This is a genomic window from Streptococcus sp. HMSC062D07 (genome assembly GCF_001814215.1).
Taxonomy (GTDB): domain Bacteria; phylum Bacillota; class Bacilli; order Lactobacillales; family Streptococcaceae; genus Streptococcus; species Streptococcus infantis_I.
In genome coordinates this window covers 79,946-104,492 of sequence record NZ_KV815328.1, presented here as the reverse complement: position 1 = coordinate 104,492, position 24,547 = coordinate 79,946, and the positions used below count along the sequence as shown (strand labels likewise).

36 protein-coding genes are annotated in these 24,547 nt (G+C 41.4%); 4 read left to right on the top strand and 32 right to left on the bottom strand.

Annotation, left to right across the window (positions count from 1 at the left end; translation table 11 throughout):
- Positions 1 to 3: 3 nt before the first annotated feature.
- The 29 genes from rpsE to mnmA all read right to left on the bottom strand — a co-directional run bounded on the left by rpsE (position 4) and on the right by mnmA (position 19,050).
- A complete protein-coding gene (gene rpsE, locus HMPREF2957_RS04835) occupies positions 4 to 498 on the bottom strand; it encodes a 30S ribosomal protein S5 (protein WP_004251100.1) in 495 nt (164 codons plus the stop codon).
- Between the two features lie 17 nt (positions 499 to 515).
- A complete protein-coding gene (rplR, locus tag HMPREF2957_RS04830) occupies positions 516 to 872 on the bottom strand; it encodes a 50S ribosomal protein L18 (RefSeq protein ID WP_004251098.1) in 357 nt (118 codons plus the stop codon).
- Positions 873 to 955: 83 nt separating this feature from the next.
- A complete protein-coding gene (gene rplF, locus HMPREF2957_RS04825) occupies positions 956 to 1,492 on the bottom strand; it encodes a 50S ribosomal protein L6 (RefSeq protein ID WP_004251096.1) in 537 nt (178 codons plus the stop codon).
- A 225-nt stretch (positions 1,493 to 1,717) separates the two neighbouring features.
- Positions 1,718 to 2,116, bottom strand: coding sequence for a 30S ribosomal protein S8 (gene rpsH / locus HMPREF2957_RS04820; RefSeq protein WP_004251095.1), 399 nt, complete (start codon positions 2,114 to 2,116; stop codon positions 1,718 to 1,720).
- A gap of 284 nt (positions 2,117 to 2,400) precedes the next feature.
- A complete protein-coding gene (locus tag HMPREF2957_RS04815) occupies positions 2,401 to 2,586 on the bottom strand; it encodes a type Z 30S ribosomal protein S14 (protein ID WP_001085699.1) in 186 nt (61 codons plus the stop codon).
- A 17-nt stretch (positions 2,587 to 2,603) separates the two neighbouring features.
- Positions 2,604 to 3,146, bottom strand: coding sequence for a 50S ribosomal protein L5 (gene rplE / locus HMPREF2957_RS04810; RefSeq protein WP_000013542.1), 543 nt, complete (start codon positions 3,144 to 3,146; stop codon positions 2,604 to 2,606).
- A gap of 23 nt (positions 3,147 to 3,169) precedes the next feature.
- On the bottom strand, positions 3,170 to 3,475 hold the full coding sequence (rplX, locus tag HMPREF2957_RS04805; RefSeq protein WP_000497691.1) for a 50S ribosomal protein L24: 306 nt from the start codon (positions 3,473 to 3,475) through the stop codon (positions 3,170 to 3,172).
- Positions 3,476 to 3,547: 72 nt separating this feature from the next.
- The gene (gene rplN / locus HMPREF2957_RS04800) at positions 3,548 to 3,916 is read right to left on the bottom strand and encodes a 50S ribosomal protein L14 (RefSeq protein WP_002928796.1); all 369 of its coding nucleotides are present in this window, start codon (positions 3,914 to 3,916) and stop codon (positions 3,548 to 3,550) included.
- Between the two features lie 25 nt (positions 3,917 to 3,941).
- Positions 3,942 to 4,202: a 30S ribosomal protein S17 gene (rpsQ, locus tag HMPREF2957_RS04795; RefSeq protein WP_000440801.1), complete on the bottom strand. Its 261-nt coding sequence runs from the start codon at positions 4,200 to 4,202 to the stop codon at positions 3,942 to 3,944.
- A 24-nt stretch (positions 4,203 to 4,226) separates the two neighbouring features.
- Positions 4,227 to 4,433, bottom strand: a complete 207-nt coding sequence (rpmC, locus tag HMPREF2957_RS04790; protein ID WP_000772918.1) for a 50S ribosomal protein L29 — start codon at positions 4,431 to 4,433, stop codon at positions 4,227 to 4,229.
- A 9-nt stretch (positions 4,434 to 4,442) separates the two neighbouring features.
- Positions 4,443 to 4,856: a 50S ribosomal protein L16 gene (gene rplP / locus HMPREF2957_RS04785; RefSeq protein WP_002928793.1), complete on the bottom strand. Its 414-nt coding sequence runs from the start codon at positions 4,854 to 4,856 to the stop codon at positions 4,443 to 4,445.
- Positions 4,857 to 4,859: 3 nt separating this feature from the next.
- Positions 4,860 to 5,513, bottom strand: coding sequence for a 30S ribosomal protein S3 (rpsC, locus tag HMPREF2957_RS04780; RefSeq protein WP_000529936.1), 654 nt, complete (start codon positions 5,511 to 5,513; stop codon positions 4,860 to 4,862).
- A gap of 12 nt (positions 5,514 to 5,525) precedes the next feature.
- Positions 5,526 to 5,870, bottom strand: coding sequence for a 50S ribosomal protein L22 (gene rplV, locus HMPREF2957_RS04775; RefSeq protein WP_000818137.1), 345 nt, complete (start codon positions 5,868 to 5,870; stop codon positions 5,526 to 5,528).
- Positions 5,871 to 5,881: 11 nt separating this feature from the next.
- A complete protein-coding gene (gene rpsS / locus HMPREF2957_RS04770; RefSeq protein ID WP_000533766.1) occupies positions 5,882 to 6,163 on the bottom strand; it encodes a 30S ribosomal protein S19 in 282 nt (93 codons plus the stop codon).
- Between the two features lie 102 nt (positions 6,164 to 6,265).
- A complete protein-coding gene (gene rplB, locus HMPREF2957_RS04765; RefSeq protein ID WP_000512910.1) occupies positions 6,266 to 7,099 on the bottom strand; it encodes a 50S ribosomal protein L2 in 834 nt (277 codons plus the stop codon).
- A 17-nt stretch (positions 7,100 to 7,116) separates the two neighbouring features.
- Positions 7,117 to 7,413: a 50S ribosomal protein L23 gene (locus HMPREF2957_RS04760; protein WP_070677850.1), complete on the bottom strand. Its 297-nt coding sequence runs from the start codon at positions 7,411 to 7,413 to the stop codon at positions 7,117 to 7,119.
- Positions 7,413 to 8,036, bottom strand: a complete 624-nt coding sequence (gene rplD, locus HMPREF2957_RS04755) for a 50S ribosomal protein L4 (RefSeq protein ID WP_000024549.1) — start codon at positions 8,034 to 8,036, stop codon at positions 7,413 to 7,415. Before rplD ends, HMPREF2957_RS04760 begins: the two co-directional genes overlap by 1 nt.
- A 24-nt stretch (positions 8,037 to 8,060) precedes the next feature.
- Complete coding sequence (gene rplC / locus HMPREF2957_RS04750; protein WP_004251088.1) at positions 8,061 to 8,687, bottom strand: 50S ribosomal protein L3; 627 nt, start codon at positions 8,685 to 8,687, stop codon at positions 8,061 to 8,063.
- Positions 8,688 to 8,769: 82 nt separating this feature from the next.
- Positions 8,770 to 9,078: a 30S ribosomal protein S10 gene (gene rpsJ, locus HMPREF2957_RS04745; protein WP_001284511.1), complete on the bottom strand. Its 309-nt coding sequence runs from the start codon at positions 9,076 to 9,078 to the stop codon at positions 8,770 to 8,772.
- A gap of 265 nt (positions 9,079 to 9,343) precedes the next feature.
- Positions 9,344 to 9,967 (bottom strand): uridine kinase family protein, encoded by a 624-nt coding sequence (locus HMPREF2957_RS04740; protein WP_004251086.1) that lies wholly within the window; start codon positions 9,965 to 9,967, stop codon positions 9,344 to 9,346.
- Entirely contained in the window at positions 9,964 to 10,560 is a 597-nt protein-coding gene (gene nrdG, locus HMPREF2957_RS04735) for an anaerobic ribonucleoside-triphosphate reductase activating protein (RefSeq protein WP_070677848.1), read from the bottom strand. The genes HMPREF2957_RS04740 and nrdG overlap by 4 nt, the downstream gene beginning before the upstream one ends.
- A 4-nt stretch (positions 10,561 to 10,564) precedes the next feature.
- Entirely contained in the window at positions 10,565 to 11,065 is a 501-nt protein-coding gene (locus HMPREF2957_RS04730) for a GNAT family N-acetyltransferase (RefSeq protein WP_070677846.1), read from the bottom strand.
- A 38-nt stretch (positions 11,066 to 11,103) separates the two neighbouring features.
- Entirely contained in the window at positions 11,104 to 11,244 is a 141-nt protein-coding gene (locus HMPREF2957_RS09145) for a hypothetical protein (RefSeq protein WP_000521611.1), read from the bottom strand.
- A gap of 11 nt (positions 11,245 to 11,255) precedes the next feature.
- Entirely contained in the window at positions 11,256 to 13,463 is a 2,208-nt protein-coding gene (gene nrdD, locus HMPREF2957_RS04725; protein WP_070677873.1) for an anaerobic ribonucleoside-triphosphate reductase, read from the bottom strand.
- Positions 13,464 to 13,588: 125 nt separating this feature from the next.
- Positions 13,589 to 15,142, bottom strand: coding sequence for a damage-inducible protein CinA (locus HMPREF2957_RS04720; protein WP_070677844.1), 1,554 nt, complete (start codon positions 15,140 to 15,142; stop codon positions 13,589 to 13,591).
- A gap of 44 nt (positions 15,143 to 15,186) precedes the next feature.
- Positions 15,187 to 15,321, bottom strand: coding sequence for a hypothetical protein (locus tag HMPREF2957_RS09375; RefSeq protein ID WP_024054483.1), 135 nt, complete (start codon positions 15,319 to 15,321; stop codon positions 15,187 to 15,189).
- An 87-nt stretch (positions 15,322 to 15,408) separates the two neighbouring features.
- Positions 15,409 to 17,325, bottom strand: coding sequence for a tRNA uridine-5-carboxymethylaminomethyl(34) synthesis enzyme MnmG (mnmG, locus tag HMPREF2957_RS04715; RefSeq protein ID WP_070677842.1), 1,917 nt, complete (start codon positions 17,323 to 17,325; stop codon positions 15,409 to 15,411).
- An 8-nt stretch (positions 17,326 to 17,333) separates the two neighbouring features.
- Complete coding sequence (locus HMPREF2957_RS04710; RefSeq protein ID WP_070677840.1) at positions 17,334 to 17,789, bottom strand: NUDIX hydrolase; 456 nt, start codon at positions 17,787 to 17,789, stop codon at positions 17,334 to 17,336.
- A 139-nt stretch (positions 17,790 to 17,928) separates the two neighbouring features.
- Positions 17,929 to 19,050 carry a tRNA 2-thiouridine(34) synthase MnmA gene (gene mnmA / locus HMPREF2957_RS04705; protein ID WP_070677838.1) on the bottom strand — a complete coding sequence of 374 codons (1,122 nt, stop codon included), beginning with the start codon at positions 19,048 to 19,050 and terminating at the stop codon, positions 17,929 to 17,931.
- Between the two features lie 304 nt (positions 19,051 to 19,354).
- Between mnmA and HMPREF2957_RS04700 the strand changes: the two genes are divergently transcribed.
- Positions 19,355 to 20,146: a hypothetical protein gene (locus HMPREF2957_RS04700; RefSeq protein WP_070677872.1), complete on the top strand. Its 792-nt coding sequence runs from the start codon at positions 19,355 to 19,357 to the stop codon at positions 20,144 to 20,146.
- 159 nt (positions 20,147 to 20,305) lie between these two features.
- Here HMPREF2957_RS04700 and HMPREF2957_RS04695 read toward each other — a convergent pair whose 3' ends face one another.
- Entirely contained in the window at positions 20,306 to 20,950 is a 645-nt protein-coding gene (locus tag HMPREF2957_RS04695) for an aggregation-promoting factor (protein ID WP_049494420.1), read from the bottom strand.
- 240 nt (positions 20,951 to 21,190) lie between these two features.
- On the opposite strand from HMPREF2957_RS04695, the gene sdaAB reads away from it, so the two are divergent.
- Genes sdaAB through HMPREF2957_RS04680 form a run of 3 tightly spaced genes read left to right on the top strand, consistent with a single transcriptional unit; the run spans position 21,191 to position 23,396 of the window.
- On the top strand, positions 21,191 to 21,862 hold the full coding sequence (sdaAB, locus tag HMPREF2957_RS04690) for an L-serine ammonia-lyase, iron-sulfur-dependent subunit beta (protein ID WP_004251057.1): 672 nt from the start codon (positions 21,191 to 21,193) through the stop codon (positions 21,860 to 21,862).
- An 8-nt stretch (positions 21,863 to 21,870) separates the two neighbouring features.
- Positions 21,871 to 22,743, top strand: coding sequence for an L-serine ammonia-lyase, iron-sulfur-dependent, subunit alpha (sdaAA, locus tag HMPREF2957_RS04685; protein WP_004251056.1), 873 nt, complete (start codon positions 21,871 to 21,873; stop codon positions 22,741 to 22,743).
- A 23-nt stretch (positions 22,744 to 22,766) separates the two neighbouring features.
- The gene (locus tag HMPREF2957_RS04680; protein WP_004251054.1) at positions 22,767 to 23,396 is read left to right on the top strand and encodes an HAD hydrolase-like protein; all 630 of its coding nucleotides are present in this window, start codon (positions 22,767 to 22,769) and stop codon (positions 23,394 to 23,396) included.
- A 108-nt stretch (positions 23,397 to 23,504) separates the two neighbouring features.
- Here the strand turns inward: HMPREF2957_RS04680 and HMPREF2957_RS04675 are convergent, their stop codons facing one another.
- Together HMPREF2957_RS04675 and HMPREF2957_RS04670 are read right to left on the bottom strand one after the other, a co-directional pair.
- Positions 23,505 to 23,969: a DUF805 domain-containing protein gene (locus HMPREF2957_RS04675; protein ID WP_004251052.1), complete on the bottom strand. Its 465-nt coding sequence runs from the start codon at positions 23,967 to 23,969 to the stop codon at positions 23,505 to 23,507.
- A 157-nt stretch (positions 23,970 to 24,126) separates the two neighbouring features.
- Entirely contained in the window at positions 24,127 to 24,480 is a 354-nt protein-coding gene (locus HMPREF2957_RS04670; RefSeq protein ID WP_070677836.1) for a DUF805 domain-containing protein, read from the bottom strand.
- Positions 24,481 to 24,547: the final 67 nt, after the last annotated feature.

Sequence of the window (24,547 nt, the reverse complement as noted above, 5' to 3'; positions counted from 1 at the left end):
TTCTTATGCCAAATCAGAAACTGAAATACCACGAAGGGCAGCAACTTCTTCAGCGCGTTTCAATTGTTTCAAACCTTCAACAGTTGCGCGAACAATGTTGATTGGAGTGTTAGAGCCAAGTGATTTAGATGTAATATCTGCCACACCTGCCAATTCCACAACGGCACGAACTGCACCACCTGCGGCAACTCCAGAACCTTCTACAGCTGGTTTCAACAATACTTTAGCTCCACCAAATTCTGAAAGAACTTCATGTGGGATTGTTGTTCCAACCATAGGAACTTCGATCAAGTTTTTCTTAGCATCTTCTACTGCTTTGCGGATTGCTTCTGGAACTTCTTGAGCTTTACCAGTACCAAATCCTACACGACCATTGCGGTCACCAACAACTACAAGAGCTGCGAAACGAAGACGACGTCCACCCTTAACAACTTTTGTAACACGGTTAACAGCAACTACGCGTTCTTCAAGTTCTACTGCATTGTCTTTAAATGCCATTTTCTAGTGTCCTCCTATTAGAATTTCAATCCGTTTTCACGAGCTGCATCAGCCAAAGCTTTCACACGTCCGTGATATAGATATCCACCGCGGTCGAACACCACTTCTGAAATACCTTTAGCACTTGCACGTTCTGCAACGAGTTTACCGACAGCAACGGCTTGTTCAGTTTTAGTTCCTTTTGAAACTTCTTTGTCAAGAGTTGAAGCACTTGCGAGCGTTACACCCGCTACGTCATCAATCACTTGAGCGTAGATGCCTGTATTAGAACGGAATACGTTCAAACGTGGGCGATCAGCAGTTCCAGAGAGTTTTCCGCGAACGCGACGGTGGCGTTTTTGGCGGAGTTTGTTTTTATCTGGTTTAGAAATCACAGTTTTCACCTCTTTAATTTTAAATCGTGTGCTATGCACAAAGTTGGTAATGAGGTTGGTGGTTGAAAATCAACCACTCAACATTATTTACCAGTTTTACCTTCTTTAAGACGAACATATTCGCCAACGTAACGGATACCTTTACCTTTGTATGGTTCTGGTGAACGAAGGCTACGTACGTAAGCAGCTGTTTGACCAACTTTTTCTTTTGAAATTCCGCTGATAACGATAGTCGTTGGGTTTGGAAGTTCAAAAGTAATTCCTGCTGGAGCTTCAACTTCATCTGGATGTGATTTACCAACAGCCAAAACAAGTTTGTTTCCTTGAAGTTGAGCACGGTAACCAACCCCACGCATTTCAAGTTCTTTCTTGAATCCTTCTGAAACACCAATAACCATGTTGTTCAAAAGTGCACGAGTAGTTCCGTGGATAGTTTTCATTTCTTTTGAATCGTTTGGACGGTGAAGAGTTACTTCAGTACCTTCCACACGGATTTCAATATCTTTTGAGAACTCACGAGTAAGTTCTCCTTTAGGTCCTTTTACAGTTACAACGTTGTCATTGTTAGTGAGTTCAACACCAGCAGGCAACACGATAACTTTATTACCAATACGTGACATGTTTTTATTCTCCTGTTAAATTGTCAGGCCATAAAGGCCAGTTTTCACGGGGTTTAAGATACTTGTTTAGTTCAAGAGCTGAACTGAACACGCTCTAAGAACTGTGTATCTTGATTTGAGTTCGAGCTAAGAATTTGGTGAAAAAGATAAGTTTGTCTTGGAGCATCGCTCCTGCTACAAACTTCCTATTTTCACTGCATTCTTTTAACGCTCTCACATCATCAATTACCAAACGTAAGCGATAACTTCCCCACCAACATTCTTTTGGCGAGCTTCTTTATCAGTAAGCAAACCTTCTGAAGTTGAAAGGATAGCAATTCCAAGGCCGTTAAGTACTTTTGGAAGATCTTCACGTTTTTTGTAGACACGAAGTCCTGGTTTAGAAACGCGTTTCAAGTTAGTGATAACTCGTTCACCGTTTGCTCCGTATTTAAGGAATACACGGATGATGCCTTGTTTGTCATCTTCGATGATTTCTACGTTCTTAACAAAACCTTCGCGTTTAAGGATTTCAGCAATCCCTTTTTTGATGTTTGATGCAGGCACTTCAAGTACTTCGTGTTTTGCTTGGTTAGCGTTACGAATACGAGTTAGGAAGTCTGCGATTGGGTCAGTCATAACCATTTTATTTTTCTCCTCTTACTAGTAGTTTGCAAGTTGCACTTGCTAGTTAATACATGATACAGAGAGCGTAACAGCTAGAGCAAAAATAGGCAATTTGATGCAGGAGCGATGCTCCAAAGAAAATTGGTCTTTTTTGCCAAAGCTGTAGCTCGTGTTCAAATTGGCGGGCCCAACTGAACCCGGGCTAAACTCTGCGCGAAAAAGATAAACTTTCCTAGAAACTAAAGTTTCTTCGTCAAATTTCCTATTTTCACTTAGAGTTTTGACGCCCTTGATATCTTAAATTACCAAGATGCTTTTGTTACACCAGGGATTTGACCTTTATATGCCAATTCACGGAAGCAAACACGGCAAAGTTTAAACTTGCGGTAAACTGAGTGTGGACGTCCACAACGTTCACAGCGAGTGTATGCTTGAGTAGAGAACTTCGCTGGGCGTTTGTTCTTAGCAATCATAGATTTTTTAGCCATTAGTTATACCTCCTATATTATTTTGCAAAAGGCATTCCAAGGCCTGTAAGCAATGCACGTGACTCTTCGTCAGTGTTAGCAGTAGTAACGATAACGATGTCAAGACCACGAGTTTTGTCAACGTCATCAAAGTTGATTTCTGGGAAAATCAATTGCTCTTTCACACCAAGTGTGTAGTTTCCGCGTCCGTCAAATGATTTTGTTGGAACACCGTGGAAGTCACGTACACGTGGAAGTGATACTGAAACCAATTTATCCAAGAATTCGTACATACGTTCACCACGAAGGGTAACTTTTGCACCGATCGCAACACCTTCACGAAGACGGAAGCCGGCGATAGATTTTTTAGCTTTAGTGATAAGTGGTTTTTGACCTGAGATAAGCGCCAATTCTTCAGCAGCTTTTTCAAGACTTTTAGCGTTTGATACTGCTTCACCAACACCCATGTTCAAAACGATCTTATCCACTTTAGGAACAGCCATCACTGATGAGTAGTTAAATTGTTCTGTCAAAGCAGGAACTACTTCATTAAGATATTTTTCTTTTAAACGATTTGCCATTATACTTCTCCTTTCCTTCGTGATTAATCAAGCACTTCGCCTGATTTTTTGTTGTAGCGAACTTTTTTACCGTCTACAAATTTGTAACCAACACGACCAGCTACACCATTTTTGTCCAAAACTTGAACGTTTGATACGTGGATAGCTGCTTCCTTCTCGATGATACCACCTTGAGGAAGTTCGTTAGTTGGACGTTGGTGTTTCTTAACGATGTTAACACCTTCAACGATAACTTTGTTTACTTTTGGAAGGGCAGTAAGGACAACAGCTTCTGTTCCCTTATCTTTACCAGCGATTACGCGAACTTTGTCGCCTTTTTTTACAAACATTTTTTTCTCCTTTTATTCTTACGCCCAATGGGCACCCTGGCTAAGCCAGGGGACTGTGTTTGTTTTTATTGATTAAAGTACTTCTGGAGCAAGTGACACGATCTTCATGAAGCCACCTTCACGCAATTCACGTGCAACTGGGCCAAAGATACGTGTTCCGCGAGGAGTTTTGTCGTCACGGATGATAACTGCTGCGTTTTCGTCAAATTTGATGTATGAACCATCAGCACGACGAGCACCTGATTTAGTACGAACGATAACTGCTTTAACAACGTCACCTTTTTTAACCGCACCACCAGGAGTAGCTTGTTTTACAGATGCCACAATAACATCACCGATGTTTGCAAATTTACGTCCTGAACCACCAAGAACTTTGATAGTCAAGATTTCGCGAGCACCGCTGTTGTCTGCGACTTTCAAACGAGTTTCTGTTTGAATCATTTCAGTTTTCTCCTTTCAGGTTTGATTAGATGATTACCGCTTCTTCAACAACTTCTACAAGACGGAAACGTTTTGTAGCTGAAAGCGGGCGAGTTTCCATGATACGTACGATATCGCCTTCTTTGGCAACATTGTTTTCATCATGTGCTTTGTATTTTTTAGAGTAGTTAATACGTTTACCATAGACTGGGTGGTTACGTTTTGTTTCAACTACAACTGTGATTGTCTTGTCCATTTTGTCAGATACAACACGTCCAACAAGAACTTTACGATTATTGCGTTCCATTGAAATTTCTCCTTCCCTAGTCTATTATTTCGCTTCAGATTGAACTGTTTTGATACGAGCGATTTGTTTTTTAACTTCTTTCAAGCGAGCTGTTTGTTCTAATTGACCAGTAGCAGCTTGGAAACGAAGTTCGAACAATTCTTTTTTCAATTCGTTTTCGCGCTTCGCGAGTTCTTCTTGAGAAAGACCACGAAGTTCTTTAACAAATTCTTTTACTTCATTAAGTTTCATGCCTTCTCCTTATTCTGCTTCACGTTTTACGAATTTACATTTAACTGGCAATTTGTGGCTTGCAAGACGAAGCGCTTCGCGAGCAACTTCTTCAGATACACCAGCAACTTCAAACATTACTTTACCACGTTTAACTGGTGCTACCCAACCTTCAGGTGCCCCTTTACCAGATCCCATACGAACCCCGATAGCTTTAGCTGTGTAAGATTTGTGTGGGAAGATTTTAATCCAAACTTTACCACCACGTTTCATGTAACGAGTCATGGCGATACGAGCAGCTTCGATTTGGCGGTTAGTGATCCAGTGGCTAGTTGTAGCTTGAAGACCGTATTCACCGAATGCTACTTCTTTCCCACCTTTAGCTTCACCGCGCATTTTACCACGGAATTCACGACGGTGTTTAACACGTTTAGGTACTAACATTGGTTATTTACCTCCTTTAGTGTTTTTACGAGCTGGAAGAACTTCACCACGGTAGATCCATACTTTAACACCAAGTTTACCGTATGTAGTATCTGCTTCTTCCCAAGCGTAATCGATATCTGCGCGAAGTGTGTGAAGTGGAACTGTTCCTTCAGAGTATCCTTCAGCACGGGCAATATCTGCACCGTTCAAACGACCTGATACTTGAGTTTTAATTCCTTTAGCTCCAGCACGCATAGCACGTTGGATTGCTTGTTTTTGTGCACGACGGAAAGCAACACGTTGCTCCAATTGACGAGCAATTCCTTCACCAACAAGGTGAGCATCCAAATCAGGTTGTTTGATTTCGATGATGTTGATGTGTACTTGTTTTCCAGTCAATTTGTTAAGTTTTGCACGGAGTGCATCAACGTTAGCACCACCTTTACCGATAACCATACCTGGTTTAGCAGTGTGAAGTGAAACGTTAACTTTGTTTACTGCGCGTTCGATTTCAATAGTTGAAACTGCTGCGTCAGCAAGTTCTTTTTGAACGAATTTACGGATTGCAAGATCTTCATGAAGGTAATCCGCGTATTCTTTTTCAGCATACCATTTGGCATCCCAATCACGGATGATGCCGACACGCATACCAATTGGATGTACTTTTTGACCCACGATTTTACCTCCTTATTTTTCTGCAACAGCTACAGTGATGTGAGCTGTACGTTTGTTGATTGGTGAAGCTGAACCCTTCGCACGTGGACGGAAACGTTTCATAGTTGGTCCTTCGTTTGCAAATGCTTCAGATACTACCAAGTTAGCTTTATCCAAACCAAAGTTGTTTTCAGCGTTAGCTACAGCTGAGTTCAAAACTTTCAAGATGATTTCAGCAGCTTTGTTTGGAGTGAATGTCAAAATTGCGATTGCATCGGCTACACTTTTACCACGGATGTTGTCAAGAACAAGACGTGATTTACGAGGTGAAACACGTACTGTGCGAGCCATTGCTTTAGCTGAAGTAATTTCTGCCATTTATGTTCTCCTTATTTTCTACGTGTCTTCTTGTCGTCTGCGGCGTGACCTTTGTAAGTACGAGTTGGTGCAAATTCACCAAGCTTGTGACCTACCATGTCTTCTTGGATGTAAACAGGTACGTGTTTACGTCCATCATAAACTGCGATAGTGTAACCAATGAAACTTGGGAAGATCGTTGAACGACGTGACCAAGTTTTGATAACTTTTTTCTTTTCGTCGTTAGCTTGAGCTTCAACTTTTTTCATCAAATGCTCATCGACGAAAGGTCCTTTTTTAAGACTGCGTCCCATTTTTATATTTTCTCCTTTAAATATAGTACCACAGCGGCTTGCGCTCTCAACGAGCGCTACCGAGCTGGCGGATTATCTAGCGCTTAAGCGACTAATTTTAAATTATTTCTCGTTGCGACGACGAACGATAAGTTTGTCAGATTTCGCTTTCTTGTTACGAGTTTTAAGACCAAGAGCAGGTTTGCCCCATGGAGTTGATGGTGCTTTACGACCAACTGGTGCTTTACCTTCACCACCACCGTGTGGGTGATCGTTAGGGTTCATTACAGAACCACGAACTGTTGGGCGGATACCTTTCCAACGGCTACGTCCTGCTTTACCAAGGTTTACAAGTCCATGTTGTTCGTTTCCGACAACACCAACTGTTGCACGACAAGTTCCAAGAATCATACGAACTTCACCTGATTGAAGACGAACAAGAACGTACTTACCTTCTTGACCCAATACTTGAGCAGAAGCTCCAGCAGCACGTACCAATTCTCCACCACGACCTGGTTTCAATTCGATGTTGTGGATCAAAGTACCAACTGGGATGTTAGCAAGTGGAAGAGCGTTTCCGACTTTGATATCTGCTTCTGGACCTGAAACGATACGTTGACCTACTTCAAGACCTTTTGGAGCGATGATGTATGCTTTCACACCGTCAGTGTAGTGTACAAGAGCGATGTTTGCAGAACGGTTTGGATCGTACTCGATAGTTTTAACAACTGCTTCAACGTTGTCTTTGTTACGTTTAAAGTCAACCAAACGGTAGAAACGTTTGTGTCCACCACCTTGGTGACGAACTGTGATACGACCGTTGTTGTTACGACCAGCCTTGCTCTTCAATGCAACAAGCAATGATTTTTCAGGAGTGCTTGTTGTGATTTCAGCGAAATCCAAAGAAGTCATATTACGGCGACCGTTTGTTGTTGGTTTATAAACACGAATTCCCACGATATTTCCTCCTTAGATTATTCAGCATCAGCTGCAAACAACTCGATTGCTTTTGAATCAGCTGTAAGAGTGATGATAGCTTTTTTAGTTTTGTTAGTAAAACCAGTGTAACGTCCAACACGTTTAGCTTTAGGTTTTACGTTGATTGTGTTAACATTTGCAACTTTAACACCTTCGAAAGCAGCTTCAACAGCTTGCTTGATCAAAAGTTTGTGTGCACGAGTGTCAACTTCAAATACATATTTCCCTGCTTCAAGTTGAGCCATTGAGCTTTCAGTGATAACAGGTTTTTTGATAACATCATACAAATTCATTATGCAAGAACCTCCTCGATTTTAGAGATAGCTGCTTGAGTAACAAGAAGTTTGTCACTATTTGCGATGTCAAGAACACTTGCAGTTGTAGCAGTCGCAACTTTCACGTTTGGAAGGTTACGAGCTGAGAGAGCTGCGAATTCGTTTCCTTCTTCAAGAATAACAAGGACTTTAGAATCGATGCTCAAAGCTGCAAGAACTTTTGCAAATTCAGCAGTTTTTGGAGCTGTAAATTCAAGAGAATCAACGGCTACAAATTTGTTTTCAGCAACTTTCTCTGAGTAAACAGATTTAAGCGCAAGGCGACGAACTTTTTGAGGAAGTTTGTACGCATAGCTACGTGGAGTTGGTCCAAAGACGATTCCACCACCACGCCATTGTGGAGAGCGGATAGAACCTTGACGAGCACGTCCAGTTCCTTTTTGACGCCATGGTTTGCGTCCGCCACCTGAAACAGCTGAGCGGTTTTTAACTGCGTGAGTTCCTTGACGAAGGCTAGCACGTTGGCTGATGATCACATCAAACACAACAGATTGGTTTGGTTCGATACCAAAGATTGCATCGTTAAGAACAACTTCGCCCGCTTGTTTACCAGTTTGGTCGAATAATGTTACATTTGCCATTTTGACTGTATTCCCCTTTCCTTATTATTTACCAGCTTTAACTGCTGACTTGATAGTGATAAGAGATTTCTTAGCACCTGGTACGTTACCTTTGATAAGGATAACGTTCTTTTCTGGAACAACTTGTACAACTTCAAGGTTTTGAATTGTTACGCGGTCGCCACCCATACGTCCTGCAAGGTTTTTACCTTTGAATACGCGGTTAGGTGCAACAGGTCCCATAGAACCTGGACGACGGTGGTAACGAGAACCGTGAGCCATAGGTCCACGTGATTGTCCGTGGCGTTTGATAACACCTTGGAAACCTTTACCTTTAGATGTACCAGTTACATCAACAATGTCTCCAGCTGCGAAAGTTTCAACTGTGATTTCAGCACCAACTTCCAAGCCTTCAACGTTTTTGAATTCACGAATGAAGCGCTTAGGAGCCGTGTTAGCTTTTGCTACATGTCCTTTAGCAGGTTTGTTGCTCAATACTTCGCGTTTGTCATCGAAACCAACTTGGATAGCGTTGTAACCATCTGTTTCAACAGTTTTAACTTGAAGAACAACGTTTGGAGTTGCTTCGATAACTGTTACAGGGATCAATTCGCCAGCTTCAGTGAAGATTTGAGTCATTCCCACTTTTTTCCCTAAGATTCCTTTTGTCATGAGAAAATAGTTCCTTTTCTATATTTTTTATTCAAAAAGTTTTTAACGAGCGTTTTTTATGCTCAAGGTTTCAAACTTTAGATTAAAGTTTGATTTCTACGTTTACACCACTTGGAAGATCCAATTTCATCAAAGCGTCAACTGTTTTTTGAGTTGGGTTGATGATATCGATCAAACGTTTGTGTGTACGCATTTCGAATTGTTCGCGAGAGTCTTTATATTTGTGAGTCGCACGAATAATTGTGTAGAGGCTACGTTCAGTTGGAAGTGGGATTGGACCTGCAACTTCTGCACCTGTGCGAGTAGCTGATTCTACGATTTTAGCAGCCGCTGTGTCAAGCGTACGGTGTTCGTAAGCTTTCAAACGGATACGGATTTTTTTGTTTGCCATCTTTTTCTCCTTTTCGTCTATTTAAGATAATAGGCTAGCTCCACAAGAAAACCGACGCGCGTTGCGTGGCAATGCAACCGAGCGTGTCGCAACCTCTTGCATCAAAGCTAAGGCTGTAATTTACAGCACCATAATAGAATAACACAAAGCCCCTGCGATTGCAAGGGATTTGACAGGATTTTTTTAATTTTTCGAATGAAACTGTTTTCTTATCGCTCCTTATCTCAAATAAGCATAAATGAAGAGCGAATTTTTATTTTTTCTTCTATATAATATTCGTTTTGATCTGAAATTTATCATTTGATTGATTTATCAAGATATCCGCTTTTGACTCGGTTTCTTTATAGTATTGCAGATACTGTTCTCGTCTCATTTGCTGACTAGCCAATATAAAGGACGCATCGCGATTTCTCACAGTCGTATCTCGAGCTAGACGCCTCTTTAATTCTGTCTCTTCATTCGTGTAGAAACAGACAGTTTTGTCAAAGAGTTCCTTGGGTAGAAAACCCACAGACATCCCTTCGACTATCAGAATTGGTTTAGAACCAGACAAGATTTCACTAGCTTTCCAAGGTTCTTCGATTGTCAAGACATCCATACCCGCCTGCAGGGCGAGAATATCTCTCTGCAAACTTGCCAGTTCATGCGCCACTGGCAGACAGGCTGTCACCTTTTGATCAGGTGCTTGCTTTGGTACTACCAGGTGACGTTCTGAGGTGATATAGGGATCTGTTTCTAGCAAATTTACTGTAGTAGAATCTAGGGCTTGATACAATTCCTGAGCGAAGGTTGATTTCCCTGAAGCCCCATGACCGTAAATACCCAGCGTTTTTACTTTTCCGGACTCTATTTCTGATACTAGTCTTTCTATTAAGTCTTTTTTCTTCATTCTCTCTTCACCTGTTCATAGCTTTGCTTCCCATCATTAAGCTTGTCCCAAATAACTACTTTTCCACTTTGCATAGATTTTTGTACATCGATAATTCGTTGATTGGAAGAGCCACGGAATTGAAGTATGAGATTACGCTTGCTTTTATCATACCGTCCATCAACCAAGATATCAATCATTGACAAGAGCTCCAGTTTATCAGGTGTCTCCAACATCATTTCTTCCCATGTGTATCCAGTCCAAGACCAGATATCTTTTTCTGGCAATTCTTTCCGTATACGTTTCACGAGAGGCAAGAGGATTCCTGTATTTAGGAAGGGTTCTCCTCCTAATAAAGTCAAACCTTGAACATAGGGTTGGGCTAGGTCTGCTATGATTTGCTCTTCCAACTCTGGGGTATAAGGTATGCCTGCATTAAAGGACCAGGTTGCTACATTGTAACAGCCCTCACAGTGAAACATGCAGCCGGCCACATAAAGGGAATTGCGCACTCCTTCGCCATCGACAAAGTTAAAAGCCTTGTAATCAATGATTCGACCTTGACTCAGTTCTTCACTTTTCCACTCGCCTGGTTTTGGTGTATTCCATGTCATGCTTTTACTCCAAGTCTATCCAATAGCGCTCCGTTCCATTACGAACATCCTCATAGACACCACCGTTAGCTAAGATAACAGCTCGGCTGGCAGGATTTTCCGTGCTACAAGTCACTAAAGCTCGTTTAATATTTTTTCCCTTAGCAACTTGTAGACCTTGTCGGAGGGATTCTTTCGCATAATCCTTACCTCTTTCAGATGGACGAATAGAGTAGCCAATGTGGCCAGCATAATTCAGCAAGCCCTCATTCAGTCTTAATCGCAGATTCAAAAACCCTAAAGCACAACCTACATCATCAAATGATACAAATTGAATAGAAGGAACCCAGTTTTCAGGAATATTGAGTCCCGCTTCCGCTTGAAGATTTTCTTCTAACCACTCTTCATAAACAAAATTCTCAGCATCCCAAAATCCGCCATCGTGGGCTGATTGAGTCTGTTCAAACTCTGCCATCATCTCTAAAACTGTTTCTTTATCTGCCAATCTTGGTCTGCGTAGTTCCATATTCCCCTCCCCGCTATAAGAAAAGCGAGAGGCAACTCTCACTTTTTCTTGTTCTTGTTTAAAAATTGTTCTCTAAGGCTAGCTACTCGGTCTTTTTTATTGACTCCACCCTTTGAATGTTTTTCGTGGAATCGTTGAACCAAGGCCTTGCCTTTATCATCTAATTGATATTTTCCCATGCTATCTCTTTCTAATTTCTTACTTCATGTCCTGCTGTTTTGATAGTAGAACCGTTCATGTGTTTGACACGCGCAGCAATTTCCTTGTGGCGTCCATTAACCATCGGACGCGCTTGTGGGTTCCCAAGATAGCCACAGGTCCGTTTAACCACATCTACTGTTTTAGGATCGTTATTTCCACAGTTAGGACAAGCAAATCCTCTCTCAGTAGGTTCAAAATCTCCTTCAAAATCACACTTGTAGCAACGGTCAATCGGAGTATTGGTTCCTAGATAACCTACACGGTCATAAGCATAGTCCCACACAGCTTCCAAGGCCTTTGGGTTTTGTTGGAGAACAGGATACTCGCAGTAGTGGATAAAGCCACCTGATGCACCTGCTTCTGGATAAACCTTTTCAAAATCTAGTTTTTCAAAAGGAGTTGGATTTTTACGCACATCATAATGGAAGGAATTTGTGTAGTATTCTTTATCAGTAATGTCTGGAATAGAGCCAAATTTCTCTGTATCCAAGCGGCAGAAGCGGTCTGTCAGACTTTCAGATGGTGTTGAATAAATAGAGAAATGATACCCATATTGGTCTGACCACTCTTCCACTCGATGTTTCATATCTCGAATGATATTAAGGGTGAATTCTTTAGCTTCTGGATTAGTTTCCCAATTGTTGCCAAAGAATACTGTCGCTACTTCATAAAGTCCAATGTAGCCAAGCGAAACAGTCGCACGACGGTTCTTAAAGAGCTCGTCAACTCTTTCTTCTTTACCAAGACGACGTCCGAAGGCACCATATTGATAAAGAATTGGTGCATTAGCTGGAGTGGCTTCCTTGGTTCTTTCCACACGGTAAACCAAGGCATCTTCCGCGATATTCATACGCTCATTGAAGATTTCCCAGAACTTGTTCAGGTCGCCTTCGGATTCAAGTGCGATACGAGGAAGATTAACCGTCACGACCCCTAGATTCATACGGCCCGAATTGACTTCTACTCCATTTTCATCCTTCCATCCTTGAAGGAATGAACGACATCCCATCGGAACCTTGAAAGAACCTGTCAACTCGACAATCTTATCATAAGACAAGACATCTGGGTACATGCGCTTGGTTGCACACTCAAGAGCCAACTGTTTGATGTCGTAGTTAGGAGAGCCTTCCTCTAAGTTGAGTCCTCTTTTTAGCGTAAAGATGAGTTTAGGGAAGATGGCTGTTCGATGTTCCGAACCAAGCCCCTTGATACGAATGTTCAGGATTGCCTTTTGAATTTCACGTTCAAAACGACTGGTTCCTAGACCGAAACCAAGAGAGGTAAATGGCGTTTGCCCATTTGATGTAAAGAGGGTATTAATCTCGTACTCTAGAGATTGCATGGCATCGTAGATGTCTTTTTGGGTTTTCTTCCAGGCATATTCTTGGCGCTTATCAGGCAGAACCCATTCCTCCGCATCTTTGAGGTGCTTTTGGTAATTTTTCTCTGCATAAGGAGCCAATACTTCATCGATACGGTCAGCTGAACAGCCCCCATACTGGCTAGAAGCAACGTTTGCGATGATTTGTGAAATCTGCGCTGTCGCAGTCTGGATAGATTTGGGACTCTCTACCTCAGCATTCCCAATCTTAAAACCATTTTCCAACATGCCCTTGAAATCAATCAAACAGCAGTTGGTCATAGGGGTATAGGGACTGTAGTCCAAATCATGATAGTGGATATCTCCTTTTTGATGGGCATTAGCCACATGTTTAGGAAGCATTTGAAGTCCGATGGATTTCCCAACAATCCCTGCCGTCAAATCACGCTGGGTATTAAAAACATCACTATCCTTATTGGCATTTTCATTGACAACTGCCTGATCTTTATTGAGAAGTTTATGAATACTAAAGTTGATATCTGTCGCTTTTGAGCGCTCAAAATCCCTTTGAGTCCGATAGGTGATATACTCCTCGGCCAAGGCGTATTCTTTAGCTTCCAATAACTCATGTTCTACGATGTTTTGGATTTCATAGATTTTTACACCTTGAGGAAAGCGACTATGAATCTCTTCGACGATACGTTCAACTAGGGTACTAAGTCGCTTTTCAACCAAAGGGGTTACATCCATAACCTTTTCAGCTGCCTTATGAAGCGCTTTGTCAATCTTGTCTACATCAAAAATTACACGTCTGCCGTCACGTTTTTCGACGAATAAAGTCGGATCAGGGACAGCCTTCTCTTCCAATACAATCATATCCATACCCTTTTCTTAAATATAATATTGATTCTAAAAAGTATTATATCACTAAAAAAATAAAAATCAATATCTTGTGTTAAAAAATAAAAATTTTTTAAAATTACACAAGATATTGATAGTTTTTATTTTAATTTATAGAGTTTAAAATCTTTGAATTCACTTTGAACCGCTTGATAATTTTCAGCTAAGAGCTGCTCAACTTCTGTCCATAGACTTGTTTTTGTATTCACTACAATCATCTTTGGTTGATTATCTCTCAGATCATTAACAAGTTTGGTACGATTTTCACCAAGTCCTGTATGCAACCTAGGCGAAAGCAACTGACTCGCAGCTAAACGTTCACTAGCCTTATAACTACTTGTCAGATTATCCCAAACATAGATACGATCTGTAGCTTGAGTTTCCCCTTTGACCTTAGCTTCAATGCTTGTGCGCTCTTGATATTGTTCCGCATGAAGTAAATATCGTGATACTAGAGGGGCTGAAAATAGATAAACGAGAGCCAAAATTGGTAGATAGGCATTTCCTTTTACAAAAACTCCCCATACCGAAGTTTCTTCTCTAGATCTTCTACGACGATTCGCTCCTTCTGGCTTCTCTGTAGGAATTCGTGTCAGAAAAAGAAGCGACAAGAAAGGAAGTAACTCAACCATACGACTACCATTGATAAGATCTGTAGAGAAAATTTCTAAAACTAATACCAAAACAACAGCTATTGCAGCAGTGATTGATAAGACTGATTGCTTCAATGGTTTATATTTGAAGAGACCTGTCAATGCAAACGTCAATGCTCCAAGAGCAATTGCTAACAATCCATAAAAGAGGATATTGTCGAGTAATCCCGAGTTAGACGTAAAGTTTAAACTATCTAATGGATAAAGGATTTGACTAATCGCATTTCCAAAGCTACCTTTATAAGCCGTATAATATCCGATTGGATAAAAGAGAATTGAAAAACCAAGGCCCGCTGCAAAAAATTGGTAGACACCATGAGCCAAATTTTTGCGACCAATATTAAAAGCTGTTACAGCAAAAAACAAGACAAAGGCGTACAAAGTTGTAACCAAAGGTGCAAAGAAAAATGCTAGAGCTAAGCTAGCTCCAATACGGATAAATCCTTTGTCAAGGCTTGGTTCTGCCAAATAAGCTGTTACTAAACTCAAGGAATAGAACAAGAATGGGAGTGCAAGAATAGTTGCATAGCCCCCACCAAAACTAAGAGCACTAGCCAGGACATAAAAGACTGTCAACACTTGTTGCGATTGCTTATTTTGTTCCGTCAGATTGTAAGCCGAACGGAAAAGAAAGAATCCGGCACCTACTAAAGCCAACCAATTAAAGACGGCAAATAAAATACTGCCCTTTGTTAAATACTGTAAAAAGTAATAAAGGAGACCACTAGTTCCAAAATAATCTGTGTAGATATCTCCGCTCTGATGCATAGCCCATCCAATATAAAAATCCTGAGATTGCTCCGGACTTATTAACCCTAAGAAGAAGGGTAAAATTACGGACACAAGGACCACTAGAGTACTCAAAATGAGGATATTCAAAAATGGTAAGCGGGCAGGCTGACGAGTTTCAACCTCGAGTTGCTCCTCATTTTCTACTGGAGCATCCTGACTTCCCATCCAAGTTGGAGTTGGTTCGTCTTCTAATCTGCCATATACGTTCATTCGCTCTCTCCTATATTTTAATTTGTTCTAGTATATCAAAAAGTCTAGTTCTTGTCAGCCTTTGGCGGACGTTCGCTCAACTTTTCAGACAAGGTAACAAAGCGTTCAATCTCATAAAAACGATGATATGAAACTCTTTTATAGCGGTCTAAAAAATTTTTTTCTTCTACTGTCAGCATAGTCATTTCTCCTTTTCTCTTAATTCGAAAAATGAAGAAAAAACTAAAAAAACTGAATTCTCAAAATGAGAATTCAGCTTTTTATTTTTAGTCAGCTTTCTTTTCTAAGTTTTTAGAAATGCTTCGATTTTTACCTTCTAAATACACCATAAGAATGGAAATATCTGCTGGGTTTACACCTGAAATACGGCTAGCTTGCCCGATAGTTTCTGGATTGATGAGCTTGAACTTCTGACGAGCTTCAGTCGCGATAGAGTCAATATCATCCCAGTCAATATTCGCTGGAATCCGTTTTTCTTCCATGCGTTTCATCTTGGCAACCTGATCCATGGCTTTTGAAATGTAGCCTTCGTACTTGATTTCTGTTTCAATCAATTCGATAATCTTGTCATCTAACTCTTCAGAAGCAGGTCCGATGAAGGCTACCACATCTTGGTAAGAAACTTCTGGACGGCGAAGGAATTCCTTGGCTGTCACTGCATCGGTCAACGGCTTGAAGCCCATCTCCTCAACCTTGGCATTGGTTTCCTTGACTGGCTTGAGTTTGATGCTGTCTAGGCGCTTCATCTCATTTTCAAATTGATTTTTCTTGATTTCAAAACGAGCCCAACGTTCATCGTCAACAAGCCCAATCTCGCGCCCCATCTCAGTCAAACGCATATCGGCATTGTCATGACGGAGAATGAGACGGTATTCTGCACGACTGGTCAAGAGACGGTAAGGTTCAATGGTTCCCTTGGTCACCAAGTCATCAATCATAACCCCGATATAACCGTCGCTTCGTTTTAGAATTAACTCAGGCTTACCTTGGATTTTCAGCGCTGCGTTGATACCCGCGATAATCCCTTGACCAGCAGCTTCTTCATATCCAGACGTTCCATTTGTCTGACCCGCAGTGAAAAGTCCTGAGATTTTCTTGGTTTCAAGCGTTGCACGCAATTGATGAGGCAAGACCATGTCGTACTCGATAGCATAACCAGTTCGCATCATCTCTGCATTTTCCAAACCTTTGATGGAATGAACCAAGTCACGTTGGACATCCTCAGGAAGACTGGTTGAAAGTCCTTGGACATAAACTTCTTCTGTGTTTCGTCCTTCTGGCTCAAGGAAAAGCTGGTGGCGTTCCTTGTCCGCAAAACGCACAATCTTGTCCTCAATCGACGGACAGTAACGAGGTCCCACTCCCTTAACCACACCTGTAAACATAGGCGCACGATGGAGGTTGTTTTGGATAATCTCATGACTGGTACCATTGGTATAGGTCAACCAGCACGGCACTTGGTCTTTAACATAATCTTCATCGCGTGAAGTGTAAGAGAAGTGATTTGGTGTTTCATCTCCTGGCTGAATCTCTGTCACATCATAGTTGATAGAGGAAGCCTTGACACGTGGAGGCGTTCCTGTCTTGAAACGACCGATTTCAAGTCCAAGTTCCTTGAGATTGTCAGCTAGGTTAATAGAAGCTAGGCTGTGGTTTGGCCCTGATGAGTACTTGAGATCTCCGATGATGATTTCCCCACGGAGGGCTGTCCCTGTGGTCACGATAACAGCCTTGGCAGCATATTCCTGATGGGTAGCTGTACGAACACCGACAACCTTGCCTTCTTCCACCAAGATCTCATCAATCATAGTTTGACGAAGGGTTAGATTTTCTTGATTTTCAACCGTCTTGCGCATTTCCTTAGAGTAAAGTTCCTTATCAGCCTGCGCACGAAGGGCACGGACAGCTGGTCCCTTCCCAGTGTTGAGCATCTTCATCTGGATGTAACTCTTGTCAATGGTCTTAGCCATTTCGCCACCAAGGGCATCTACCTCACGCACGACAATCCCCTTGGCAGAACCACCAATAGACGGATTACAAGGCATGAAAGCCAACATTTCAATGTTGATAGTCGCAAGCAAGACCTTGCAACCCATACGGCTCGCAGCTAGGGAAGCTTCGACCCCAGCATGTCCCGCACCGATTACAATAATATCGTATTCTTCCGTAAAATTATAAGTCATTTTCTCTCCTATTCTTCAAGGTGAATGTGTCTTAGTTGGCCGTCCCAATCTGGCAGGGCTGTTTTTAAAAAGGCTGGAACTAGTTGGAAATCCTCAAGCTTTTCCAAGTCAATCCACTCACAGGGTTGCCTTTTCTCATCTTCCTGCATGGTCAATGGGGCGTCCTCAAGTAAGTCTACCAGATAATGAAACTCGATGTTGTGATAGGAAACACCGTCCTGTTCAAAACGATTTTCAACCACGAAAGCTAGTGGCCCAGCTTGAGCTTTAACACCCAGTTCTTCCCTCACTTCGCGGACTACCGCGTCTTCCGTGCTTTCATTTACTTGGATCGCACCGCCAATAGTGTAATACTTGCCCTTATCTTTGGTGACTAGGAGCTTGCGGTTTTGAAGAATCAAAGCTGTCGCCCGAACGCCAAAAACCGTATCCCCCACTTTTGTCCGAAAGTCTTGTTGAGTCATGTTGTCCTTTCCTTTAAACGACACAAAAACAGTCAAAACTCGTAAGAAGTGCAGGACAAAAAAGCCTGCAACATCCATGAGCTTTGACCATCATTTCTATTGCTTTTATTATTGTAGCAAATTGAGAACATTTGTCAATCTAAATGTACTGACAAACCTTGCCATCACGGTAAGCATTATCAATCAAACCGCCACCGAGACACTCTTCACCGTCGTAAAAGACAACTGCTTGTCCTGGTGTAATGGCGCGTTGTGGCTCCGCAAAGATGACCTCTGCCTTATCTCCTTTGACATGTACAGTCACTTTAGAGTCAGGCTGACGATAGCGGAATTTAGCCGTGCATTCTAGCGTAAATTCCTCTGGCATATCACGAGTAAAGTGAACCTGACTGGCTTCTAAGCTAGTTGACATAAGCGAATCATGGTAGAAACCTTGGCCTACATAGAGGATATTCTTGCTCAGGTCTTTTCCAACAACGAACCAAGGAGCATTGTCACCGCCGTGTTGTCCACCGATACCGAGTCCGCCACGCTGACCGATCGTATAGTACATCAGACCAGCATGCTCACCCATATCGCGACCATCTACAGTCATCATTCGACCAGGTTGAGCTGGCAAGTAGTTGCTGAGAAATTCTTTAAAGTTCTTTTCTCCAATAAAGCAAATCCCTGTTGAATCTTTCTTCTTAGCAGTCGCAAGGCCTGCTTCTTCTGCTAGTCTGCGAACTTCAGGCTTTTCCAAATGTCCCAATGGGAACATAGTCTTTTGTAATTGTTCTTGTGAAAGTTGACTGAGGAAATAGGTCTGGTCTTTGCCATTGTCCACGCCACGAAGCATGTGAACGATACCATCCTCATCACGCGCCACTCGGGCATAGTGCCCAGTCGCTACATAGTCTGCTCCCAAGGTCATGGCATAGTCCAAAAAGGCCTTAAACTTGATTTCCTTGTTACACATAACGTCTGGATTTGGCGTGCGTCCTGCACGGTATTCCGCTAGGAAATACTCAAAAACGCGGTCCCAGTACTCTTTTTCAAAATTTACAGAGTAGTAAGGAATGCCAAGTTGATCTGCTACCGCAGCCACATCCTTGTAATCTTCGGTCGCCGTACAGACGCCGTTTTCATCTGTGTCGTCCCAGTTCTTCATGAAGATACCGATCACATCGTAGCCCTGTTCTTTGAGCAAGAGAGCCGTCACCGACGAATCAACACCACCACTCATCCCCACGACAACACGTGTCTTAGAGTTATCACTCATGGTATGTCTCCCATCTATTCGTTTATTCACGATTGAAGGTCGTGTTTGCTATCACGATTGAAGGTCGTTTGAGCAGTTTTCATTATAACATGCTTGATTAGAGAAGACAAGGAAGATGCTGACAAACCTAGCCACCTCATTTATAAATACATGAAGATAGGATACAAAAAAGTCAATCCATTCCTAAATCTCTATTCTCTTTAAAAACTTATTTTTAAAATCAACTAAAAATGATATACTTTAATAAGGAGGAATGCGCACATGATTCCATATATACACCATCATCCGTGTGCGTAGAACAAATGTGAACAATTACAAAGATATTCTAAAATCAAAAAATACTATTTTTATTATTACACTTATTGCAGGTATTGGACTTTTGACAGGCTTAGTCCTCCATCAAGAAAAAATCCAAGCAGAGAGAGGGAATGTTGCTCTCATCAAACAACAAAAAAATCAACAAGATGTCGAACAAGTAAAAAACGCCATTAAAGACTTCAATATTGATTCTGAAACCATTATAGAAGATTGGAAAAAAATTCAAGAATTAAAACCAACTACTGATGAAGGCAAAAAGACATTAGCAGACTTTCTCGCTTCTACTGCCGATAAAGTCACAAATCATTATAGTGAAAAAGCTTTGAAATTAGATATAAAGGATTCTGATAGCCATTTTCAAGATAAACAAACACTTGAGACAGCCATCACTTCCTTGCAAAAAATAATAGACATCATTAAAAACATTAATTCTGCCAGCGACCAAGTTGCTCTTGAAGAAAAGACAAAACCAATTCAAGAACTAATCTCTAAATTCCAAAAACAAGTTGAAACCTTGACCAAAAAAGAAGAACAAAAGTCTAACCATACTGAAACGACTAGTAACGTTCAGGGAGTAGAAAACTACAATTCAGAAGATAGCAACTACACTCCAACCTACACTGAATCATATGGAAGCATAAATAATTCTCAAGCACCTGCAACTGAGCAATACTCGTCTGATAGTGCTGGCAGTGAAGGAAATCATAGTGTTGACACACAAGGTCAACCTTCTAATTCTTCCAGTTCTCAAGTAGAGTCTAATAACCACAGTGATTAGACTGAATTTCACGAAACAAACCGTTCATCTTACTAATTCGAGTGAAAAATTCTGTAAACATCATCAGCATTAATGAATCTACCATCACTAATCTCTAAAAAATTGTCTTTCATCAAAAGGCATACAAAAAGAGCCTTTCAAGGCTCTTATTTTTATTTCTTAGTACCAACCGTTGTTAAGCCAGAAGTTCTTAGCAGCTGTCCATGAACCGTAACGTCCTGAAACGTAAGCATCTGCTACACGTTCTTGGTTTTCTGCTGAATAGTCACCGTTCAAGTATGAATCTGTCAATTGGTAACGTCCGATGTAGCGTCCGTTTGTAGCTGTGTAGCTACCACCTGATTCTTTTTGAGCAATCCATTCTTTCGCTTCTGCTTCAGATCCGCTTACAGTCGCAGCTGGTGTTGTGCTCTCTTCTGCTACTGGGGCTGGTGTTGCAGCTGCTGGGGCAGAAGTTTCTTCTACTGCTGGAGTTTCTTCTGCAGTCGCTGGGGCTGGTGTTGAAACCGGAGCTTCAGTATTTGCAGATGGTGCAGGAGTTGTCGTTGCAGGAGTCGCCGCTACTACTGGAGCTTCTCCTTCAATAACTAAAACTTGGTCAACATAGATGAGGTCAACGTTTTTAATGTTGTTCAATTTAGCCAATTTTTCAACTGTTGTGTTGTAAGTCTCAGCAATTTCTGATAGAGTATCTCCAGGTTTAACTGTATAAGTTTTTGATTCTTGTGCAAAAGTAAGTGATGGTGCAAGGAAAGCAAGTACAACTGCAAATCCTGCAAGTTTAGTCTTAATGTTTAATTTCATTTAAAAAAGTTCTCCTTTTTTCTTATACTACCATGATACCTTTCTAATGTTACTATTTGTTAACGAATTTGTGTAGAAATGTTACAAAACTGTGATTTATTTACTTAAAAAAGCCCTTTTTTGTTACAAAACCCTTGTTATTAAAGCTTTTTAATCTTTTTATATATTTCAGAAAGTAATTAAGCACTTACATCTAATCTTTGCTATAATAGAAGTAAGAATCTTTTTAAGGGGAAACAGATGCAATCACTTCGTTTTCAATCTGTCTTTGATATCATTGGACCAGTAATGATTGGGCCATCTAGTAGTCACACTGCAGGAGCTGTTCGTATCGGTAAAATCGTTTCATCTATCTTTGATGATACTCCAACTGAGGTTGAATTCCAGCTTTTTAACTCTTTTGCAAAAACCTATCGTGGACACGGGACAGACCTTGCCCTTGTAGCTGGTATTTTGGGAATGGATACGGATGATCCTGAAATTCCAAATAGTTTAGAAATTGCCCATAAGCGTGGCATTAAAATCGTGTGGACCATCCAAAAGGACAGTAATGCTCCCCACCCAAATACTACGAAAATCACTGTTAAGAACGATCGTAAGACTATCAGCGTAACAGGAATTTCAATCGGCGGTGGAAATATCCAGGTGACAGAATTAAATGGTTTTGCCGTATCTCTCAACATGAACACCCCTACCATCATCATCGTTCATCAGGATGTTCCAGGTATGATTGCTCATGTGACTGAGGCTCTTTCTCGCTTTGGTATCAATATCGCTCAGATGAATGTAACTCGAGAAAAAGCTGGCGAGAAAGCAATCATGATTATTGAAGTTGATAGTCGCAACTGTGAAGAATCTATCGAAGAAATTCGGAAAATTCCTCATTTGCACAATGTCAATTTCTTTCAATAGGAGAAAATATGTTTTACTCTATCAAAGAATTAGTCGAACAAGCCGAACTTGATTTCCAAGGAAATGTTGCTGAGCTCATGATTACTACTGAGTATGAGCTAACTGGTCGTGAGCGAGAAGAAGTTCTCCTCCTCATGGAACGTAACCTCGAAGTCATGAAAGCTTCCGTCGAGCTTGGTCTCAGCGAAAAGAAATCTCGTAGCGGTTTGACTGGTGGTGATGCAGCTAAGCTCGACCACTACATCAAAAAAGGAAAGACCTTATCAGACTTCACTGTCTTGTCTGCCGCCCGTAACGCCATTGCCGTTAATGAGCACAATGCCAAGATGGGCCTTGTGTGTGCGACACCAACTGCAGGTAGCGCAGGTTGTCTTCCTGCAGTTCTCACATCTGCTATTCAAAAGTTAGATTTAACGCATGAACAACAACTAGATTTTCTCTTTGCTGCCGGTGCTTTTGGGCTCGTCATTGCTAATAACGCTTCTATCTCGGGAGCCGAAGGAGGCTGTCAAGCCGAAGTTGGATCTGCCTCTGCCATGAGCGCTGCTGCCCTAACTCTAGCTGCAGGTGGAACTCCTTATCAAGCGAGTCAGGCTATCGCCTTCGTTATCAAAAACATGCTCGGTCTTATCTGCGATCCCGTTGCAGGTTTGGTTGAAGTCCCTTGTGTTAAGCGTAATGCTATGGGGGCAAGTTTCGCCTTCATCGCAGCTGATATGGCTCTAGCCGGTATCGAATCAAAAATCCCGGTTGACGAAGTCATTGATGCCATGTACCAAGTAGGCTCTAGCCTCCCAACTGCCTTTCGTGAAACTGCCGAAGGTGGTCTCGCAGCCACACCGACAGGCCGTCGCCTTCAAAAAGAAATCTTCGGCGAATAATTTCAAGATTACTAGGAGAATCAATGTCATCTCTATCAGCCATCTTTTTCGACTTAGATGGAACCCTTGTGGACAGCTCTATCGGTATTCACAATGGCTTCACCTATACTTTTGAACAACTGGGAATTCCTAGTCCAGATGCAAAAACCATCCGTGGTTTTATGGGACCTCCTTTGGAAACTAGTTTCGCTAGTTGCTTACCAACTGAGCAGATTGAGTCAGCTATCCAGCTTTATCGCTCCTATTATAAGGAAAAAGGAGTCTACGAAGCTCAGCTCTTTCCACAAATCAAGGAACTACTCACTGAACTAGCTCAACAATATCCTCTCTATATCACGACAACAAAAAATACTCCGACAGCAGTCCATATGACAGCTAATTTTGAAATCGATCACTTCTTTGACGGCATCTATGGTTCAAGTCCTCAAGCGGTGCATAAGGCAGATGTCATTCATCAAGCTTTGACAACTCATAAATTGGATCCAGAAAAAGTGGTCCTTATCGGAGATACTAAATTTGATATGATTGGCGCCCAAGAAACTGGCATTAAAAAACTAGCGGTTACTTGGGGATTTGGTGAAGAGGAAGAGTTGATGAGCTACCATCCTGACTGGGTCGCACATCAACCAGCAGACATTTTACGTCAACTATAATTGAAACCCTAAACAAAAAACACTCCAATTAAATTGGAGTGTTTTTTAACTTTTTGATAATAAAATACAAGAAGTCCAAAACAGATTCAACCGTAAAACAAGAATCTCTTAGTTCTTATCTGATTCTTCGAACGGTGTATCTTCGATGGCTTCTTCATTTTTGACTGCTTGAGATTCACTATAGTTTACCACTTCAGTTTCTTTTGTCGGCATAGCGAAAAGAATCAAAAGAGCTAGCCCTCCCATTGGGGCAAAGCGAAGGAAGATAAAGGCCCAGTGGAATCCGGCATCACGCAAACGGCGAACTGATATAGCCAAAGTCGGTACTAAGATTGCTAGGTAGAAAACTGCATAAATAATAGCAACTAAACCAAAAACCATGAAAATAGCCTCGCTGGCTGAATCGCTCACTGAATCCATCACAGTACTAAGATATACAATGTAGAAATAGATAATCCAGAAAGGAATAGAAAGGATGAGGTTTCCTAGCCAAACCCACCAGAAATCTGGACGCGTCGAACGACCGGTGAACTCTGCATAATTCTTAAAAAAATTCTTATACGCGTTAATCATATGATACTCCCATTTTTTATTTTATCAGTAGATACTAAACTGTACAGTTATAGAACACTCCCAAATCTAGTAAAAGGCCTGGGAGTGTTAGCCAATTATTCGACAAGACTGAAAATTCTTCGTCCTTGTAGCATTCTTCAGATAGTTGAACTTATATTTAATCCTTTGTCGGCATAGCTAGGAGTATCATAAGAGCGATACCTCCAACAAATGGAACAAATGCTACGAAAATGAGTGCCCAATGGAAACCAGCATCACGCAGACGACGAACTGTCAATGCAAGTTGAGGCAAGAAAAGTGCCAGACCAAAAATGAAATAAATAAATATGAAAAGACCCAAAGTCGTAATAGCAGCTTCGCTATCTGGATTTGCTATTGCACTACCGTAGACTATGTCAAAAGGAATAGAAAGGATAATGTTTGCCAACCCAATCCACCAGTAATCTGCGCGAGTTGAACGTCCTGAAAAATCTACATAACCTTTAAAGAAATTTTTAATTGCGTTAATCATATGATACTCCCAACTTTTATTTTATCAGTAGATACTGTACAGTTATAGAACACTCCCAAATCTAGTA

Coding starts and splice junctions, on each gene's coding strand:
- HMPREF2957_RS09145 (WP_000521611.1), bottom strand. CDS start 11,244: ATGGGAAAATATCAATTAGATGATAAAGGCAAGGCCTTGGTTCAACGA.
- sdaAA (WP_004251056.1), top strand. CDS start 21,871: ATGTTTTACTCTATCAAAGAATTAGTCGAACAAGCCGAACTTGATTTC.
- nrdD (WP_070677873.1), bottom strand. CDS start 13,463: ATGATTGTATTGGAAGAGAAGGCTGTCCCTGATCCGACTTTATTCGTC.
- HMPREF2957_RS04760 (WP_070677850.1), bottom strand. CDS start 7,413: ATGAATTTGTATGATGTTATCAAAAAACCTGTTATCACTGAAAGCTCA.
- rplD (WP_000024549.1), bottom strand. CDS start 8,036: ATGGCAAATGTAACATTATTCGACCAAACTGGTAAACAAGCGGGCGAA.
- HMPREF2957_RS09375 (WP_024054483.1), bottom strand. CDS start 15,321: ATGCTGACAGTAGAAGAAAAAAATTTTTTAGACCGCTATAAAAGAGTT.
- rplE (WP_000013542.1), bottom strand. CDS start 3,146: ATGGCAAATCGTTTAAAAGAAAAATATCTTAATGAAGTAGTTCCTGCT.
- HMPREF2957_RS04675 (WP_004251052.1), bottom strand. CDS start 23,969: ATGATTAACGCGTATAAGAATTTTTTTAAGAATTATGCAGAGTTCACC.
- rplN (WP_002928796.1), bottom strand. CDS start 3,916: ATGATTCAAACAGAAACTCGTTTGAAAGTCGCAGACAACAGCGGTGCT.
- rplP (WP_002928793.1), bottom strand. CDS start 4,856: ATGTTAGTACCTAAACGTGTTAAACACCGTCGTGAATTCCGTGGTAAA.
- nrdG (WP_070677848.1), bottom strand. CDS start 10,560: ATGACATGGAATACACCAAAACCAGGCGAGTGGAAAAGTGAAGAACTG.
- HMPREF2957_RS04680 (WP_004251054.1), top strand. CDS start 22,767: ATGTCATCTCTATCAGCCATCTTTTTCGACTTAGATGGAACCCTTGTG.
- rpsH (WP_004251095.1), bottom strand. CDS start 2,116: ATGGTTATGACTGACCCAATCGCAGACTTCCTAACTCGTATTCGTAAC.
- rplC (WP_004251088.1), bottom strand. CDS start 8,687: ATGACAAAAGGAATCTTAGGGAAAAAAGTGGGAATGACTCAAATCTTC.
- mnmG (WP_070677842.1), bottom strand. CDS start 17,325: ATGACTTATAATTTTACGGAAGAATACGATATTATTGTAATCGGTGCG.
- HMPREF2957_RS04670 (WP_070677836.1), bottom strand. CDS start 24,480: ATGATTAACGCAATTAAAAATTTCTTTAAAGGTTATGTAGATTTTTCA.
- HMPREF2957_RS04695 (WP_049494420.1), bottom strand. CDS start 20,950: ATGAAATTAAACATTAAGACTAAACTTGCAGGATTTGCAGTTGTACTT.
- HMPREF2957_RS04710 (WP_070677840.1), bottom strand. CDS start 17,789: ATGACTCAACAAGACTTTCGGACAAAAGTGGGGGATACGGTTTTTGGC.
- rplF (WP_004251096.1), bottom strand. CDS start 1,492: ATGTCACGTATTGGTAATAAAGTTATCGTGTTGCCTGCTGGTGTTGAA.
- rplX (WP_000497691.1), bottom strand. CDS start 3,475: ATGTTTGTAAAAAAAGGCGACAAAGTTCGCGTAATCGCTGGTAAAGAT.
- rpsJ (WP_001284511.1), bottom strand. CDS start 9,078: ATGGCAAACAAAAAAATCCGTATCCGTTTGAAAGCTTACGAACACCGT.
- rpsE (WP_004251100.1), bottom strand. CDS start 498: ATGGCATTTAAAGACAATGCAGTAGAACTTGAAGAACGCGTAGTTGCT.
- rpsS (WP_000533766.1), bottom strand. CDS start 6,163: ATGGGACGCAGTCTTAAAAAAGGACCTTTCGTCGATGAGCATTTGATG.
- HMPREF2957_RS04815 (WP_001085699.1), bottom strand. CDS start 2,586: ATGGCTAAAAAATCTATGATTGCTAAGAACAAACGCCCAGCGAAGTTC.
- rpsQ (WP_000440801.1), bottom strand. CDS start 4,202: ATGGAACGCAATAATCGTAAAGTTCTTGTTGGACGTGTTGTATCTGAC.
- HMPREF2957_RS04720 (WP_070677844.1), bottom strand. CDS start 15,142: ATGAACGTATATGGCAGATTAGAAGACGAACCAACTCCAACTTGGATG.
- sdaAB (WP_004251057.1), top strand. CDS start 21,191: ATGCAATCACTTCGTTTTCAATCTGTCTTTGATATCATTGGACCAGTA.
- mnmA (WP_070677838.1), bottom strand. CDS start 19,050: ATGAGTGATAACTCTAAGACACGTGTTGTCGTGGGGATGAGTGGTGGT.
- HMPREF2957_RS04730 (WP_070677846.1), bottom strand. CDS start 11,065: ATGGAACTACGCAGACCAAGATTGGCAGATAAAGAAACAGTTTTAGAG.
- rpmC (WP_000772918.1), bottom strand. CDS start 4,433: ATGAAACTTAATGAAGTAAAAGAATTTGTTAAAGAACTTCGTGGTCTT.
- HMPREF2957_RS04740 (WP_004251086.1), bottom strand. CDS start 9,967: ATGAAGAAAAAAGACTTAATAGAAAGACTAGTATCAGAAATAGAGTCC.
- rplV (WP_000818137.1), bottom strand. CDS start 5,870: ATGGCAGAAATTACTTCAGCTAAAGCAATGGCTCGCACAGTACGTGTT.